Here is a 15,584-nt window from a genome sequence, read left to right as displayed (position 1 = left end):
GCGGCCCCGTCGGGGTCGTTGCGCGCGGCGTGACCGCGGCGGCGCTGCTGGGTCTGGCACTGGCGACAGGCTGCGCACCGGTCGGTGAGAACTACAAGCGCCCCGTGGTGCCGGTGCCGGACGTGTTCGCACGGCAGGCGACGCCGGTGGAAGGGCGGGCCTACGGCGACGTGCCGTGGGCCGAGCAGTTCAACGACCCGACGCTGGTGGCGCTCATCAACACGGCCATCGACCAGAACCTCGACCTGCGCGCCGCCGTGGCGCGGCTGCAGGAGTACCAGGCGCGGGTGGTGTCGCAGAAGTCCGCCATGGCACCGCAGGTCGGCGTGCAGTCGGGCGTGGGACCACGCCCGAAGATCTCGCCCGACGACAACGCGTTCCGCCAGTCCTATTCGCAGGGCGTCGTCTTCAACTGGGAGATCGACTTCTTCGGGCGGCTCCGCCGTGCCAACGAAGCGGCCGCGTACGACCTGCAGGCCACCGAGGAGAACATCAGGGCGGTGATGACGAGCCTGGTGGCGGCCGTCGCGCAGAACTGGTTCGAGTTGCGCCTGCTCGACGAGCAGGTGGCGGTGACGCGACGCAACATCACGCTGCAGGAGAACGCCCTCGCCCTGGTGCGCGAGCGTCTTGCGCAGGGCGTGTCGTCGGGCCTGCACGAGGCGCAGGCCGTGAGCCAGCTCGCCAGCACGCGGGCACAGGTGCCGGCCTTCGAGCAGCAGATCCAGTTGCGCGAGAACCTGATCAACCTGCTGCTCGGGCGTGGCCCCGGGCCAATCGATCGCCCGGCCGGCGCGGCGCCGCCGGTCCCGCAGGACATCCCGCTCGGCCTGCCGTCGCTGCTCCTCGAACGCCGGGCCGACGTGCGCGCCGCCGAACGCGTGCTCGCGGCCGCCACGGCGCGCGTCGGCGCCGCCAAGGCCAACGCGATTCCGTTCCCGCGCATCGGCCTGACGGCCTTTGCCGGTACGCTGAGCACGTCGCTCGAGAACGTCTTCGGCGGCGACGGCGCCGGGGTCATCTCCGTGGGGCCCTTCGTCGACCTGCCGCTCTTCGACGGCGGGCGCCGGAAGGCCGGCGTCGCGATCGCGGCCGCGCAGGTCGATCAGGCGGCCATCGCCTGGCGCCAGACGGTGCTGCTGTCGCTCAAGGAAACGGCCGACGCGCTGGTGTCGCTGCAGAAGATCCGCGAGCGCATCGAGCAGCAGCAGGTGCAGGTCGATGCCGCCCGCAAGGTGGTCGACCTCACCGATCAGCGGTATCGGGCCGGCGTGGCCGACTACCTCGAGGTGCTCGACTCGCAGCGCGTGCTCTACAGCGCCGAGATCAGCCTCGCCGGCAGCCAGCAGCAGTTGCTGGTGGCCTATGTCCAGCTGTACCGCGCGCTCGGCGGCGGCTGGTCCGACACTGAAGTCTCGCGCGTGGTCGCGCGTGGCGCCATGGCGGGATTGCCCTAGCAGATGTCCATCATGATGACGCTCACCCATCGCCTCCTCACCGCAACCGCCCTGGCGGCCGCGGTCGTCGCGCTCGGAACCACCGGGGCTTCGGCCCAGGACCTCCGCGCATCGGTCTCCTCTCCCTTCGATCGCGAGGGCGTCGTCACACCCGCGACGGCCGCGGAGGCGGCGCAGGCCGGGCGGGAGAAGGTCGGCCTCGCGCTGGGGGGCGGCAGCGCCCGCGGGTTCGCCCACATCGGCGTGCTGCGCTGGTTCAAGGAGCACCGCATCCCGGTGGACTACATCAGCGGCACGAGCATGGGCGGCCTGGTGGCCGGCGCCTACGCCAGCGGCATGGAGCCCGAGGAGATCCTCGAGCTGATGAAGGAGGTCGACTGGGACCTCATGTTCATCGCCGACTCGCCGTACAAGTACAAGACCTTCCGCCGCAAGCAGGACAAGCGGTCGTACCCGTCGCAGCTGGAGTTCGGGCTCAAGGGCGGCTTCACGCTGCCCGGCGGCCTGAATCCTGGCCAGCAGGTGGCGTTGCTGCTCGACCGCATCGCGCTCGCGTACGGCGACGTGACCAGCTTCGACGAACTGCCGACGCCCTTCCGCTGTGTCGCCACGGACCTGAAGAACGCCGAGGCGGTCGTCCTCGGCAAGGGCTCCCTGGCGCAGGCGATGCGCGCGACGATGGCCATCCCGGGCGTGTTCACGCCGGTCAACTACGAGAACTGGCTGCTGGTCGACGGCGGCGCGCTCAACAACATCCCGGCAGACGTGACCAAGGCGATGGGCGCCGACAAGGTCATCGCCGTCAACGTCGGCGCCGACGCGCCAGACGAGGCGCAGACGCGCGCGTCGCTGGTCGCGCTGCTCGGCCGCACCATCGACACGATGATGACGACGAGCATCCGGCAGGCGCTCAAGGATGCCGACGTGATCCTCGACCCCGACCTGGTCGGGCTGACCGGCATGTCGTGGCGCGCGAGCGGCGACCTCGCCGATCGCGGCTACGCGGCGGCCGAGGCGATGAAGGACAAGCTGCTGCCGCTGGCCGTCGACGAGGCCACCTACGAGGCGCACCTCAAGGCGCGCCTCGCCCGCAAGCGCGGCGTGCCGAAGAGCGCCGAGTTCCTCACCGTGGTCGGCGTCGATGCCCGCGAGGAGGCGTTCATCCGCGAGACGATGGAGCCGCTGGTCGGGCAGCCGCTGACGCACAGCGCGGTGGCCGACCGCATCCTCACCGTGACGGGCACGGACCGCTACGAGTACCTGACGTACCGCCCGATCGAGAAGGACGGCAAGGCCGGCCTCGAGATCAAGGCGCGCACCAAGCCCTACGGCCCGCCGCTGCTGCAGATCAGTCCGGAGTTGAACAACGTCGACTCGAGCAGCTTCTCGGTGAACCTGGCCGGCCGCGTCACCGCCTACGACTGGGTCGGCCGCGGGTCCGAAGTGCGCATCGACGGCGTCATCGGCACGCGCCAGGGTCTCGGCTTCGAGATCTGGCGCCCGCTCGGCAAGTCGCCCATCTTCATCGCGCCGCGCGCCTACTTCCTGCGCACGCCGCGCAACGGCTACGTCGACGAGCAGTTCGTCGCCGAGTACCGGTTCAAGCGCGCCGGCGGCGGGGTGGATCTCGGCTACGCGATCAGCCCGCACGCCGAATTCCGCGTCGGCATCGACGCGGCCGACGTGCGCGGCCGGATCCGCGTGGGCTCCCCGGGTCTGCCCGAGGTCAACGGCTCGGAGAAGTACGGGTCGATGGGCTTCATCTGGGACAACCAGACCAGCCCCGTCGTCCCGACCAAGGGCCTGTTCATGCGCAGCCGGCTGCGCTACTACTTCGACGCCCCGGAGTACGAGTCGCTCATCGCGCGCGACCTGCTGAACCCCCAGGAGTTCTGGCAGGGCGAAGTCACGGGCAACTGGTTCAGGCGCGTGAGGCGTGAGGACCGACTGTTCCTGAGCTACGGCATCGGCTCGTCGTTCGGCGAGGTCCCGCTGGTGAACGACTTCTCGCTCGGCGGTCCGCTGCGGCTCAGCGCGTTCAACAACGACGAGCTCCGCGCCGCCAACTACGTGCTCGGTGGCGTCGGCTACCTGAAGCGGGTCGGCCGGCTGGCCGACGTGCTCGGCGGCAACATCTACCTCGGCGGCTGGTTCGAGCAGGGCAGCGCCCACAACGAGTGGGGCGAGATGAAGTACCGCAGCAGCGTCTCGCTCGCCACCGTGGTGGAGACGCTCTTCGGACCGCTGTATGCCGGCACGGCCTTCGACTTCGACGGCCGCTTCCGCTTCTACATCGGGCTGGGTCCGCTGTTCCGCTGATCGACCGGGGCCGGCTGGGACAACTGGCCGGCCCCTCGATTCAGGGCTCGGGGCTCAGGGGGCTAGGGGCTAGGGGCTCGGAAGCCTCACTGCCGACTGCCGACTGCCGACTGCTTACGGCTCAAGCCTCACTGCCGACTCCCGACTCCCGACTCCCGACTGCCGTCGGCTCACGGCTCACGGCTCACGGCTCAGGGCTCAGGGCTCAGGGCTCAAGGGGCTAGGGGCTAGGGGCTAGGCGCTCGGAAGATCTCACTCCCGACTCCCGTCACCGTACGCCTGTCGTCCGTGCGCCCCGTCACTCGCTGAGGAATTGCCTGATCCCGCCGGCGTCGAGGAACGACGCCTTGCGCAGCACGCGTCCGCTGGCGTTGACGACGATCACGCTCGGGATGCCTGCCACCTCGTAGCGGTCCGCGAGGTCGGGGTGCGCGTCGATGTCGACCTTCAGCGGCACGTAATCGCGCGCCACGAGCGCGGCGACCTCCGGATCCGGCCACACCTCGTGGTTCATCGTGACGCACGGCGGGCACCAGCCGGCCGCGAAGTCGACGAGCACGGGCTTGCCCGTGCGTGCGGACTCGGCCAGGGCTGCGGCGTGGTCGGTGCGCCAGGCGATGGCGCTCGCCGGCGCCGGCGTCCCGCGCCACTGGTAGTAGCGGCCTTTCAGCATCGGCCACTGCGCCAGGAGCAGGAACGCGACCACGAAGCCCCACACGATGGTGTCGCGCGACGCGCGCCGAACCGCCATCCCCGCACGCTAGCACGAGCCTGCACCGCGGAGTGCGCGGCGTCCTGTCGGAGTGGCGTCCCGAACCGCGTCTGGAGTGGCCGCCATCAGCTCAGCCATTGCTTTGGTGGCGCATGGGGCACATGATGACCACGACAGTCGGGCTGGATCGCGCTCCAGCACCCGCATCCTGGTGAAGGAGCATGGCGTGCACGACCTCTCGCCCGGCAGCCCCTCCGAACCCCGCCACATGGCCACGCCGCCCGAGCCCGCCGGCGACATCGACAGTCTCATCAGCGACCTGTCGCGCGTCGAGCCCCACATCGGCGCGGGCCTGGTGGTGTTCGACGCCGACGCCTGCGTACGCCTGTTCAATGACCGGGCACTCGCGCTGGCCGGTCTGACGGCGCCGCCACTCGGCGAGCACATCTCCCGACTGGACCTGGGCGACGAGGGTCCCCGACTCGTCCGGCACGTACAGGCCGCGCTCGACGACGGGACACCCGCCGACCTCCACCACACTTGCAATGCCCGCACCTGGAACGCGCACGTGTGCGCCTGGCACGGCGGCGGGTCCCGGATCCTCGGGGCCATCCTCTCGGTCCACGATGTGACGCCACTTGTCGAGGCCAACGCGCGCCTGCAGGTGGCCGAGGAGTCGTTGCGGTCCCTGAATGCGCGGCAGCAGGCGACCCTCGACAGCATCGAGGCCAACGTCGCCCTGCTCGACGGGCGAGGCGTCGTCGTGGCGGTCAACTCGTCGTGGCAGGCATTCGGTCGCGACAACGGTCTCGTATCCGCCAACGACGCCGTCGGCACCGATTACCTCCACGTCTGCGATCGAGCGGTGGGCAGCAGCGTCGCCGGCGCGTCGGCAGCCGCCGACGGCATCCGCGATGTGCTGCAGGGTCGAGCCGACCGCTTCGTCTTCGAGTACCCGTGCGACTCGCCGACCGTGCAGCGCTGGTTCCGCTGCTACGTGACCCCGGCCCGCCAGATGCAGAGCCCCGGCGCCGTGGTCCTGCACCTCGACATCACCGAGTCGCGACGGCTGCTCGAGCGGGTGCATCGCCAGGCGACGGCACTCGAGACCGCGGCCAATGCGATCTGCATCTCCGACGTCGACGGCGTGCTCGACTGGACCAATCCCGCCTTCTCCGGGTTGACCGGGTTGCACGCCGGCGATCGTGTCGACACGTCGGCCATGGTGCTGACCACCCCCTCCGGCCTCCGGTTCGGCGCGGTGTTGCGGGAGTGTGCGCGCACCGGTGAGCCGTGGCGGGGCGAGACCGTGCTGCACCGCGCGGGGACCGACGAGGTCTACGCGCAGCAGACGACGAGCCCGATCCGGCAGGCGATCGGCCAGGTGCAGCATTTCGTGACGATTCTCGAGGACATCACCGGGCAGAAGCAGGCACAGCGCGGCATCCTCTACATGGCCGAGCACGACCAGTTGACGGGCCTGCTCAATCGCAAGAGCTTCATCGAGCAAGTTGTCGGGCCGCCTGCTGGCCGACGACGAGGACAGCGGCCGCGTCGCCGTGGCCTTCCTCGATCTCGACGACTTCAAGGCGATCAACGACTCCCAGGGGCACCACGCCGGCGACCTGCTGCTCACCGCGGTCGCGCAGCGGCTACGCCAGCGGGTCCGCAGCGCCGACGCCGTGGCCCGGCTCGGCGGCGACGAGTTCATGCTCTACATCGACCACTGCGCGAGCATGGACGATGTGCGACACGCCTTCGCGCGCATCGTCGACGCGTTCCGGGAGCCCTTCGAGGTCGACGGCCACGGGATCACCGTCGCGGCCAGCATCGGCGTGACGGTCTTTCCCGACGACGGCCGAACGGTGGAACGCCTGATCCGCAATGCGGATCTCGCGATGTACCGGGTCAAGACGGACGGGCGCACCGGCGTGCAGTTCTTCGACAGCAGCCTCGAGCAGGAGGCTGACGACCGGCAGTCCGTGCAGGCGCAACTGCAGCGCGCGCTCACGCTGGGCGAACTGGCGCTGTTCCTGCAGCCGCAGTTCGACCTCGCGACCGGCCGGATCGCGGGCGCGGAGTGCCTGCTGCGCACACCGCACTCGGTGCTGTCCGCGGTGCCTGTGGCGCGGCTCATCGCACTGGCCGAAGAGTCGGGGATGATCGTGCCGGTCGGCGAGTGGGTGATCGCCAACAGCGTACGGGCGGCGGCACGGCTCGCGAAGGTCGGCCTCGACGTGCCGCTGGCGATCAACCTCTCCTCCCTGCAGTTGCATCGCCAGGACTTCTGCCAGTTGCTGATCGATCACGTCCGCCAACAGGGACTGAAGGCCCGGGCGCTCAAGCTGGAGATCACCGAGGGCGTGCTGCTCGAGCACTCGCAGCGCGTCCGCGACACCCTGAACGGACTGCACGGCGCCGGCTTCGCGCTGTGCCTCGACGACTTCGGCACAGGCTATTCGTCGCTCAGCACCCTGCAGCAGTACCCGTTGCACGAGCTGAAGATCGACGGCCGTTTCGTGCGGAACCTCGAAGACGCGCCCAATGACCGCGCCATCGTCGAGGGCATCGTCCGCCTCGCCGAGTCGCTGCACATCGAGGTCGTGGCCGAGGGCGTCGAGACGCAGGGTCAGCACGACATCCTGCGCGCGACCACGTGCCGCCTGGGCCAGGGCTACCACCTCGGCCGCCCTGCGCCCCTCGACGAGTTCGTCGAGCGCTTCGCGCCCCACTAGGAATCCGACGCGGACGGCGCGCCCGTATCGCCCCCTGAGCCCGCCCCGGATGGGGTACAACCTAGGACGTGACCGAACTCCAGGCTGTCCACGAAGGCCACGGCGTCCGTGGCGCGATTGCCAGGGCACTCGGCGTCGATGCTGCCGCCCGCGCCGCCGTCATCCGCGACATGCTCGCCAAGCCCCACGAGGACCGCGCGCTCTACTGGCTCGCGCTGCTGCTCGCGATGGGGATCGCCACCTTCGGCCTCGTGCTGAGCAGCGCCGGGGTGGTGATCGGGGCCATGCTCATCGCGCCACTCATGACGCCCATCGTCGAGCTGTCGATGAGCCTGGTCATCACGTCGACCTACCTCCTGCTGCGCTCGTTGATTCGCGTCGTGGCGTCGGTCCTGGCCGTCTCGCTCGGCGCCGCGCTGATCACGCTCGTGCTGCCGTTCCACGTGGCCACGCCGGAGATCCTCGCCCGCACGTCGCCCACGGTGCTCGACCTCTTCGTCGCCGTGTTCTGCGCGGTCGCGGCCGCCGCCACGACCACGCGCCCCACCGGCAACGCGTCGTCGACGGCCGCCGGCACCGCCATCGGCATCTCGCTGGTCCCGCCGCTGTGCGTCGTGGGTTTCGGCATCGGCAGCCGCCAGCGCGAGATCGCGGAAGGTGCGGCGCTTCTGTTCACGGCGAACTTCTGCGCCATCCTCGCCTTCGCCGCGCTCATGTTCTGGCTCGTCGACTACCGGGCCCTGCCCGATGGCGGCACGAAGGCACTGCAGCCCGAGAGCCCGATCGACCGCCGGACGATGGCGATGGCGCGGGTGCTGGAGACGCGCTTCGCCCTGCGGTCGCGCGCGGCGATCCGTGTGCTGGTACCCGCCGTACTCCTCCTGCTCGTGATTCGCCCGCTCACGCGCGCGCTGCTGGAGGTGAGCGACGAAGTCCGCGCCAGGGCGGCCGTGGGCCGCGTCGTGTCGCAGGAAGCGCTCCTGCGCGATGCCATCCGCGTCGAGCCCCTCGTCGAGCGCGGGCGGCTCGAGCTGCGCGCCGTGGTGGTCGGCACCGATCGCGAGGCGCTCGAGCTGCAGGAGCGCTTGCGCGCCGCACTGGCGCAGGCCACCGGCGCGTCGCCCCAGGTGCAGGTGCTGGCGGTGCCGCGGGCCAGCGCCGTCGAGCGACGGAGCGCGACGACGCCGGCCCGCGACAGCCTCGCGCCGGCCGTGGCTGCGTCGGTCTTGCACGATCAGGTCCGGCAGGCCGTGCAGGCGCACCTGCCCGACGCCGGCAGCACGGTGCTCGACATGCGCGTGGAGGCGCTCGACCAGGGCGGCCTGCGCGTCGACCTCGCACTGGCCGACCGGGCGCTCGACGGCCAGGCGCGCGCAATCCTCGAGCAGGCCCTGCGAATCGCGCTGCGCACGCCGGTGGACGTGCAGGCGGTCGCGCTGCCGACGCGCGACACGCCGGAGGCGACGGAGGACTGGTGGGACGCCATCGGCGTGCCGCTGGTCCAGGCCGCGCCCTTCCCCCGGGTGTCGGCCTGTGTCACCGCGCCGCGGAGCGCCGACGCGGCGGCAGCGCGCGCGCGCGTCGAGTCGTGGCTGGCGGACTGGCCAGCCGCGCGACGCGCACTGGCCGACGGGCCGGCCTGGCAGGTGCGCTTCACCCGCGACACGTGCGACGCGCCCCCGGACGGCGTGCCCGGGGCGACCGGCGCCGGGCGCTGACCACCGCAACGGCCTGAAATGGGCACCGGGAACCGACCGGGCCAGAACAGCCGCCCCCGGCTCCCATGCGCGCCAGACAACCCTGTCAAAAGCGACAGCGTGCAGCGGACCCAGCTTGCCTGCACAATGATGGTGCGCATGCGCCCGACAAGTCAGCTCCCGGTCACGCTGTTCCTCCTGACGGTCCTCACGGCGAGCGCAGGCCCGTGCCTGGCGCAGGCGCCCGAACCCGAGGCGGCCGCACCGGCGGCGGTATCGCCGACGGCCGTGCCGCCCTCCGACACGCCCCTCGCCCAGGCCACCGATGCCGGAGTCACTGCCCAGGAGTCCAGGCCGGCCGATGACCCTCGGCTGGCCGGTTCGCCCGGATTCAAGGGCTTCTTCAAGGATGTCGGCCGCGACTACGCGCAGTGGTTCACGCTCGACACGGCGCGCACGCTCACGCTCGGCACGGCGACCGCCCTGTTCGTGCGGCCCTTCGACGAGAAGATCACCGAGGCCCGGTTCGACGAGATCGCCGGTGGCCTCACCGTCGGCGACGAATACGGCAACCTCACGTTGCAGGTGCCGCTGGCCGTCGCGTGGTGGGGGATCGGTGCCGCGAAGGGCAGTCGCCGGGCGTCCGCGGCCGGGCGGGATCTCCTGCGGGCGCAGATCAGCGCCACGTCGTGGACGTACGCGATCAAGTACGCCGTGCGGCGGACACGTCCCAACGGCGACCCGCGAGCGTTTCCCTCTGGGCACTCCTCGGCCACGTTCGCAACGGCCACCGTGCTGCACACGCACTACGGCTGGAAGGCGGGCCTGCCGTTCTATGCGCTCGGCGTGTACACGGCGGCCTCCCGCATCCACGACCGCAAGCACTGGCTGAGCGACACGGTCATGGGCGCAGCCGTCGGCATCACCGCCGGGCGTGCGGTGACGTTCCGCCTCCGGCAGCATCCCGTCCGCGTGGTGCCGGCGATCACGCGCGGCGGGGCCATGGTGCAGTTCGTGGTGGATCCGTGAAGCGCCCCACGATGTCGTTCTCGACGCGCATCCTCGTCTGGCTGGCGGGTGGCGTCGCCACCGGCCTGTTCCTCGGCGACCTGGTCGCGCCGCTCGGCGTGGTGGCCACCGGGTTCGTCAAGCTCCTGCAGATGACCGTGCTGCCGTACGTGGTCATCTCCATCATCGCCAGCCTGGGGAACCTGTCGACCGACGAGGCGCGGCGGCTGGGCGTGCGCGCGGGCGTGGTGCTCGTGAGCCTGTGGGCCATCGGCCTCGGGTTCGCGCTGCTGATGCCCGTGGTGTTCCCGTCGATGCGTCAGGGGTCGTTCTTCAGCACGTCGATGCTGGAGCGCCCGCCGTCGTTCAACTTCGTCGACCTGTACATCCCGTCCAACCCCTTCAACTCGCTGGCCAACAACATCGTGCCGGCGGTGGTGCTGTTCTCGATCATGCTGGGCGTGGCGCTGATCGCCGTGCCGCGCAAGGCCGTGCTGCTCGACGTGCTGTCGGTGGCGAGCGAGATGGTGGGCCGCGCCACCAAGCTGGTGGTGCGTCTCACGCCCTACGGCATGTTCGCGGTGGCCGCCGTCGCCGCGGGCACGCTGCAGATCGAGCAGATCGCCCGCATCCAGGTGTACCTGGTGGCCTACGTCGCGATCGCCCTGCTGCTGGCCGCGTGGGTGCTGCCCGGGCTGGTGGCGGCCCTGACGCCCATCGGCTACGTCGAGTTGCTGCGGCCCACCCGCGACGCCCTGCTCACGGCGTTCGTCGCCGGCGACCTGTTCATCGTGCTGCCGACGCTCACCGACGCCTGCAAGGAACTGCTGGCGCGCCACCTCCCGGCACGGACCGGCGAGCACGCGGCCAGCCTGCCCGACGTGATCGTGCCGGCGTCGTTCAACTTTCCCCACACCGGCAAGCTGCTGTCGCTGAGCTTCGTGCTGTTTGCCGGGTGGTTCGCCAACGTCGCGATCCCGTACACGTCGTACCCGGCGCTGGCGGTCACGGGCCTGCTGACGTTCTTCGGCAGCCTCAGCGCGGCGGTGCCGTTTCTCCTCGACGTGTTCCGCATCCCGGCCGACACCTTCCAGCTGTTCCTCGCGACCGGTGTCATCAACCAGCGATTCGGGTCGCTGCTCGCGGCCGTCCACACGGTGGTGGTCGGCGTGCTCGGGAGCGCCGCCATCGCCGGCGCCGTGCGGTTCGAGGTCCGCCGCATCACGCGGTACCTCGTCATCACCGCCTGCCTCGTCGTCGGCATCCTGGGCGGACTGCGCGTGCTGTTCGAGACGGCGCTTCGGCCGCACTTCGACGGCGTGGCCGTGGTCGCGGCCCTCGAGCCGATGCTGCCGCAGGCCCCCATGGCCTCGCCGGAGTCGCGCGGTCCCCGCCCCGCCGGTGCCACCGTGCTCGACACCGTGCGAACCACGGGCGTGGTCCGGGTGTGCTACCTCGAGTCGCGGCCGCCGTACGCCTTCACCAACGCCAACGACGAGCTCGTGGGCCTCGACATCGAGATGGCCCACCAGTTGGCCATCGACCTCGGCGTCAGGCTGCAACTGGTGCCGAGGACCACCGAGAACCTGCCCGACGCGCTCGCCAGCGGCACGTGCGACATCGCGATGGGCGGCGCGGTCGCCACGCCGCTGCGCGCGACGCAACTGGCCTTCTCGGCGCCGTATCTCGAGGAGACGCTCGCGTTCGTCGTGCCTGACCACCTCCGCTCCGCGTACTCGACGTGGGATGGGGCCCGCGCACGCGGGTCGGTCCGCGTCGGCCTGCCCGACCTGCCGTACTTCCGGCGACAGGTCCAACAACGGCTCCCGGAGGCCACGCTGGTGCCCCTGACGAACCTGCCGGCCGTCTTCACGGCGAAGGGGTGGGACTTCGAGGCGATGGTGCTCTCGGCCGAGCGTGGCGCGTACCTCACGCTGCTGTACCCCGGCTACTCGGTGGTCGTGCCCGAGCCCGGGCTGGTGCGCGTCCCCGTGGGGTACGGGCTCCCTCAGGGCGACACGGCGTGGAAGTCGTTCGTCGACACCTGGCTGGCCCTGCACCTGCGCGACGGCGCGCTCACGCGGCTGATTGATCACTGGATCTACGGCCGCTCGTTCGCCCCGCCGCCTCGTCGCTGGTCCCTGATTCGGAACGTGCTCCACTGGGTGGATTGAGCACATGACCTGGCGCAGCAGCGGCCTGTGCCTGTCCGCTTCCTGACACTTCACGTCTATGACATGCCCGGAGCGGGCACTCGGCAGGCTGGTCGTGACCTGAACGAGTCCATACTGTCGTGTTGACCGCCGAGCCTTCTGCATGACATCACCCGCCGAGTCGTCCTCCCCCTCGTCCACCCGTGGCTGGGTCGAACGCGCGCTCTCGCCCATCGCCGAGGTGCGCGCCGGCGAGGCCGCGACCGCGCTGCTGCTGACGGGCACGATGTTCGTCCTGCTCGGCGCGTACTACATGCTCAAGACGGCCCGCGAGGCGCTGATCCTGGCCGACGGCGGCGCGGAGGTGAAGGCCTACTCTTCAGCAGGGCAGGCGGTGCTGCTGCTGGCCCTCGTGCCGATGTTCAGCGCGCTGGCCTCGCGCGTGGACCGCATGAAGTTGATTCGCTGGGTCACGCTCGCCTTCGTGGTGCAGATTGGCCTGTTCATCCTGGCGAGCGGCTCGGGCCTGCGCATCGGCATCCCGTACTTCCTCTGGGTCGGCATCTTCAACACGATGGTGATCGCGCAGTTCTGGGCGTTTGCCAACGACCTGTACACGCCGGATCAGGGCAAGCGGCTGTTCCCGCTGCTGGGCCTCGGGAGCAGCCTCGGGGCGTTCCTCGGGTCACTGCAGGCGGCGCCGCTCGCGCGGGCATTCGGCCCACTGCCGTTGATGGGCATCGCGGCCGGGCTGGTATGCGTGTGCATCGTGCTGGCCTACGGCGCCAACCGGGCCAACCGCGCGACGCACACCGCCGCGCAGGCCAAGGCCGCCGAGGTGCCACTCGGCAAGGAGGGCGCGTTCTCGCTCGTGTTCGGCAACCGCTACCTGCTGCTGATCGGGATCCTGATGGTGCTGCTCAACGTGGTCAACACGTCGGGCGAGTACCTGTTCGGGCGCCTGGTCACCGAGGAAGCCGTCGCCAGGTTCGGCAGCGACGCGGCAGGACACGAGGCGCGCGAGAAGTTCGTCGGTGGCGTGTACGGCAACCTGTTCTCGTACGTGAACTTCGTCGGGCTCTTCCTGCAACTGTTCGTGGTGTCGCGGCTGTTCAAGTGGCTCGGGGTCGAGAAGTCGCTGTACATCCACCCGATCGTCGCGCTGCTCGGCTACACCTTCATGCTGCGGACGCCGTCGGTGCAGACGGTCGGCCTGTTCAAGATCGCCGACAACGCCATCGACTACTCGCTCGGCAACACCACCAAGCAGGCCCTGTGGCTGCCCACGAGCCGCGAGGCCAAGTACAAGGCCAAGCAGGCCGTCGACTCCTTCTTCGTGCGGGCGGGCGACGTGCTGCAAGCGGTGATCGTCTGGGCCGGGCATGCCGCCTCGTTCGGGATCCCCGCGTTCGCCGCCATGAACGTCGTGCTCACGCTCGGCTGGCTCGCGGTCGTCCACTTCCTCGGCGGCGAGCATCATCGCCTCGTCGCCACGGCGCGCCAGGAGCCCGCGCGCCAGGTCACGCACTCATGAACGTCACTGTTCCCCGCCGCGCCTGGCGCGCGGTCACCGTCGCCACGCTGCTGGCGATCGCCACACCGGCCAGCGCCCAGCAGACCCGCACCGAGGCCATCGAGCAGGCCCAGGCCGAGAAGTCCAAGGTCCTCAAGCCGTACGTGCCCAACAAGGCCGAGAAGATCCTCGAGCTCGTGGAGAGCCGCGCCTGGCTCGACCCGAACTTCCTGCACGGCTTCTACCCGACGTTCGCGTCGGTGTACCCTGGCGGCGGCTTCACGGTGGGCGCCGGCGTGCGCAAGTACACCGGCTACTACTCCCACATGGATCTCCGTGGGTCGTGGTCGTTCGCCAACTACAAGCTGATCGAGGCCTCGGCGGCGGCGCCGCGGATGGCCAACGGCAAGCTCGACCTGACCGGCCGCGTCGGCTGGCGCGACGCCACGCAGATTCCCTACCACGGGCTCGGCGCCAACACGACCGAAGACGACCGGACCAACACCCGCATCAACGAGACGTACGTCGAGGGCGCGGCCCTGTACCGGCCCCGCAAGCGCCTGTTCCTGCGCGGCCTGGCCGCCTACGAGGCCTACAACGAGCGCGAAGGCCAGGGCAACGTCCCGTCGGTCGAGGAGCGCTTCGACGCGACGACGGCACCCAGGCTCGGGGAGGACCCGCGCTTCATGCACCTGCAGGGGCAGATGGGGCTCGACTGGCTCGACTCGCCCTTCTACAGCCGCAGGGGCGGCTACTACCGCCTGGCCTACAACGAGTACCTGTCGACCGGCGACGGCGAGAACTTCGGCATCGCCACCACCAAGCTCGTGCAGCACATCCCGATCCTCAGGGAAACCTGGGTGGTGTCGCTCCACGGCCGCACCGAGTCGGTGGTCAACGGCACGGCGCCGTACTTCTTCATGCCGTACCTCGGCGACGGCAACACGCTGCGCGGCTACTCGACGGCGCGCTTCCGCGACAACCACACCGCGATGGGCAGCGCCGAACTGCGCTGGTTCCCCAACCGGCTCGGCATCGACATGGCCCTGTTCTTCGACGCCGGCACCGTCGCCGCCGAGTTCGACAAGCTGGCCTGGCGCGACCTGAAGACCGACTACGGCGTCGGCATCCGCTTTCACACCCCCGGCGCCACCGTGCTGCGCCTCGACCTGGCCAAGGGCGACGAAGGCCTGCGCTTCGTCTTCTCCACGTCGGCCCCGTTCTGAGGAAGATGCCGATGACGACCCCTTCGCTGCTCCGCCGCCGCGCCCGCGTCGCGGCCCTGCTCGCCCTGATCGCCTCGGGCGCCGTGCTCGGCACGCGCGCCGCCGGTCCGACCTACTTCCCCGACGACCCGATCCGCCGCGAGCCCTCGTCGCAGGACGCTTCGGGCGTGGCCGAGTGGGACATCCCGCTCTCGTACGACCTCGCACTGAACCTCTTCGCCCGGCCCGGCGACCTGCGCGACGTGCGCGCGATGGACGTCAACACGGCCGACGAGGTGCCAGACTCCGAGTGGTTCACCAACCGGGTGCCTGGCACGACGCTCACCGCCGACGCGCTCGCGCGTGGCCCGGTGACGCACGACGGGCCGGCCCCGGGCCGCTTCACGGTGGTGCGCGCCAAGCCCGCCGGCGTGAGCCCGGGGTTCGTGGTGCGCGACAGCAAGAACGTGCTGTGGTTCGTGCAGTTCGACGCTGCGAAGTACCCCGGGGCGGCCAGCGCGGCGTCGATGATCGCCAACCGGCTGTTCTGGGCCCTCGGGTACTGGCAGGTCGAGTACCACCTCGGCCGGCTGAAGCTCGACGACCTCGACATCGGCGAGAAGGCCCTCGTCGAGACGCCGTCAGGCAAGACCCGCAAGCTCGACAAGGCCGACCTCCAGCGCGTGCTCGACAACGCGGCGAAGGACGCCGATGGCAGCTACCGCATGCTCGCCAGCCGCGGCGTGGACGGCAAGCCGCTCGGCGGCTTCAAGTACACCGGCACC

General features: G+C 70.5%; 9 protein-coding genes and 2 pseudogenes. 10 read left to right on the top strand and 1 reads right to left on the bottom strand.

The window, feature by feature from the left end:
* Positions 1 to 1,457, top strand: a 1,457-nt coding sequence (locus ACIRDX_RS14425; protein WP_396626140.1) for an efflux transporter outer membrane subunit, incomplete at its 5' end; no start/stop codon positions are given.
* A 12-nt stretch (positions 1,458 to 1,469) separates the two neighbouring features.
* Positions 1,470 to 3,776, top strand: coding sequence for a patatin-like phospholipase family protein (locus ACIRDX_RS14420; protein ID WP_396626139.1), 2,307 nt, complete (start codon positions 1,470 to 1,472; stop codon positions 3,774 to 3,776).
* A gap of 298 nt (positions 3,777 to 4,074) precedes the next feature.
* Here ACIRDX_RS14420 and ACIRDX_RS14415 read toward each other — a convergent pair whose 3' ends face one another.
* Positions 4,075 to 4,527 carry a thioredoxin family protein gene (locus ACIRDX_RS14415; protein ID WP_396626138.1) on the bottom strand — a complete coding sequence of 151 codons (453 nt, stop codon included), beginning with the start codon at positions 4,525 to 4,527 and terminating at the stop codon, positions 4,075 to 4,077.
* A 229-nt stretch (positions 4,528 to 4,756) separates the two neighbouring features.
* Here ACIRDX_RS14415 and ACIRDX_RS14410 point away from each other — a divergent pair.
* The 8 genes and pseudogenes from ACIRDX_RS14410 to ACIRDX_RS14375 all read left to right on the top strand — a co-directional run.
* Positions 4,757 to 5,869 (top strand): annotated as a pseudogene (locus tag ACIRDX_RS14410) (PAS domain-containing protein); the annotation flags it as partial.
* Positions 5,870 to 5,999: 130 nt separating this feature from the next.
* Complete coding sequence (locus ACIRDX_RS14405; RefSeq protein WP_396626137.1) at positions 6,000 to 7,223, top strand: putative bifunctional diguanylate cyclase/phosphodiesterase; 1,224 nt, start codon at positions 6,000 to 6,002, stop codon at positions 7,221 to 7,223.
* Positions 7,224 to 7,291: 68 nt separating this feature from the next.
* Complete coding sequence (locus ACIRDX_RS14400) at positions 7,292 to 8,941, top strand: DUF389 domain-containing protein (protein ID WP_396626136.1); 1,650 nt, start codon at positions 7,292 to 7,294, stop codon at positions 8,939 to 8,941.
* A 138-nt stretch (positions 8,942 to 9,079) separates the two neighbouring features.
* Entirely contained in the window at positions 9,080 to 9,949 is an 870-nt protein-coding gene (locus tag ACIRDX_RS14395) for a phosphatase PAP2 family protein (protein WP_396626135.1), read from the top strand.
* A complete protein-coding gene (locus ACIRDX_RS14390) occupies positions 9,946 to 12,102 on the top strand; it encodes a cation:dicarboxylate symporter family transporter (protein ID WP_396626134.1) in 2,157 nt (718 codons plus the stop codon). The genes ACIRDX_RS14395 and ACIRDX_RS14390 overlap by 4 nt, the downstream gene beginning before the upstream one ends.
* 142 nt (positions 12,103 to 12,244) lie before the next feature.
* Positions 12,245 to 13,615: an NTP/NDP exchange transporter gene (locus ACIRDX_RS14385; RefSeq protein ID WP_396626133.1), complete on the top strand. Its 1,371-nt coding sequence runs from the start codon at positions 12,245 to 12,247 to the stop codon at positions 13,613 to 13,615.
* Positions 13,612 to 14,820, top strand: coding sequence for a BamA/TamA family outer membrane protein (locus ACIRDX_RS14380; protein WP_396626132.1), 1,209 nt, complete (start codon positions 13,612 to 13,614; stop codon positions 14,818 to 14,820). Before ACIRDX_RS14385 ends, ACIRDX_RS14380 begins: the two co-directional genes overlap by 4 nt.
* An 11-nt stretch (positions 14,821 to 14,831) precedes the next feature.
* Positions 14,832 to 15,584: pseudogene (locus ACIRDX_RS14375) on the top strand (hypothetical protein); the annotation flags it as partial.

Origin of the sequence: Luteitalea sp., from assembly GCF_044337415.1 — a bacterium.
GTDB lineage: Bacteria > Acidobacteriota > Vicinamibacteria > Vicinamibacterales > Vicinamibacteraceae > Luteitalea.
The sequence above is the reverse complement of the archived record's forward strand: the minus strand, read 5'-3'. Positions and strand labels throughout refer to the sequence as shown.

What these genes read in the sequence shown, in the direction of transcription:
- ACIRDX_RS14380 (WP_396626132.1), top strand. Translation starts at nt 13,612, where the DNA reads ATGAACGTCACTGTTCCCCGCCGCGCCTGGCGCGCGGTCACCGTCGCC.
- ACIRDX_RS14385 (WP_396626133.1), top strand. Translation starts at nt 12,245, where the DNA reads ATGACATCACCCGCCGAGTCGTCCTCCCCCTCGTCCACCCGTGGCTGG.
- ACIRDX_RS14415 (WP_396626138.1), bottom strand. Translation starts at nt 4,527, where the DNA reads ATGGCGGTTCGGCGCGCGTCGCGCGACACCATCGTGTGGGGCTTCGTG.
- ACIRDX_RS14395 (WP_396626135.1), top strand. Translation starts at nt 9,080, where the DNA reads ATGCGCCCGACAAGTCAGCTCCCGGTCACGCTGTTCCTCCTGACGGTC.
- ACIRDX_RS14420 (WP_396626139.1), top strand. Translation starts at nt 1,470, where the DNA reads ATGATGACGCTCACCCATCGCCTCCTCACCGCAACCGCCCTGGCGGCC.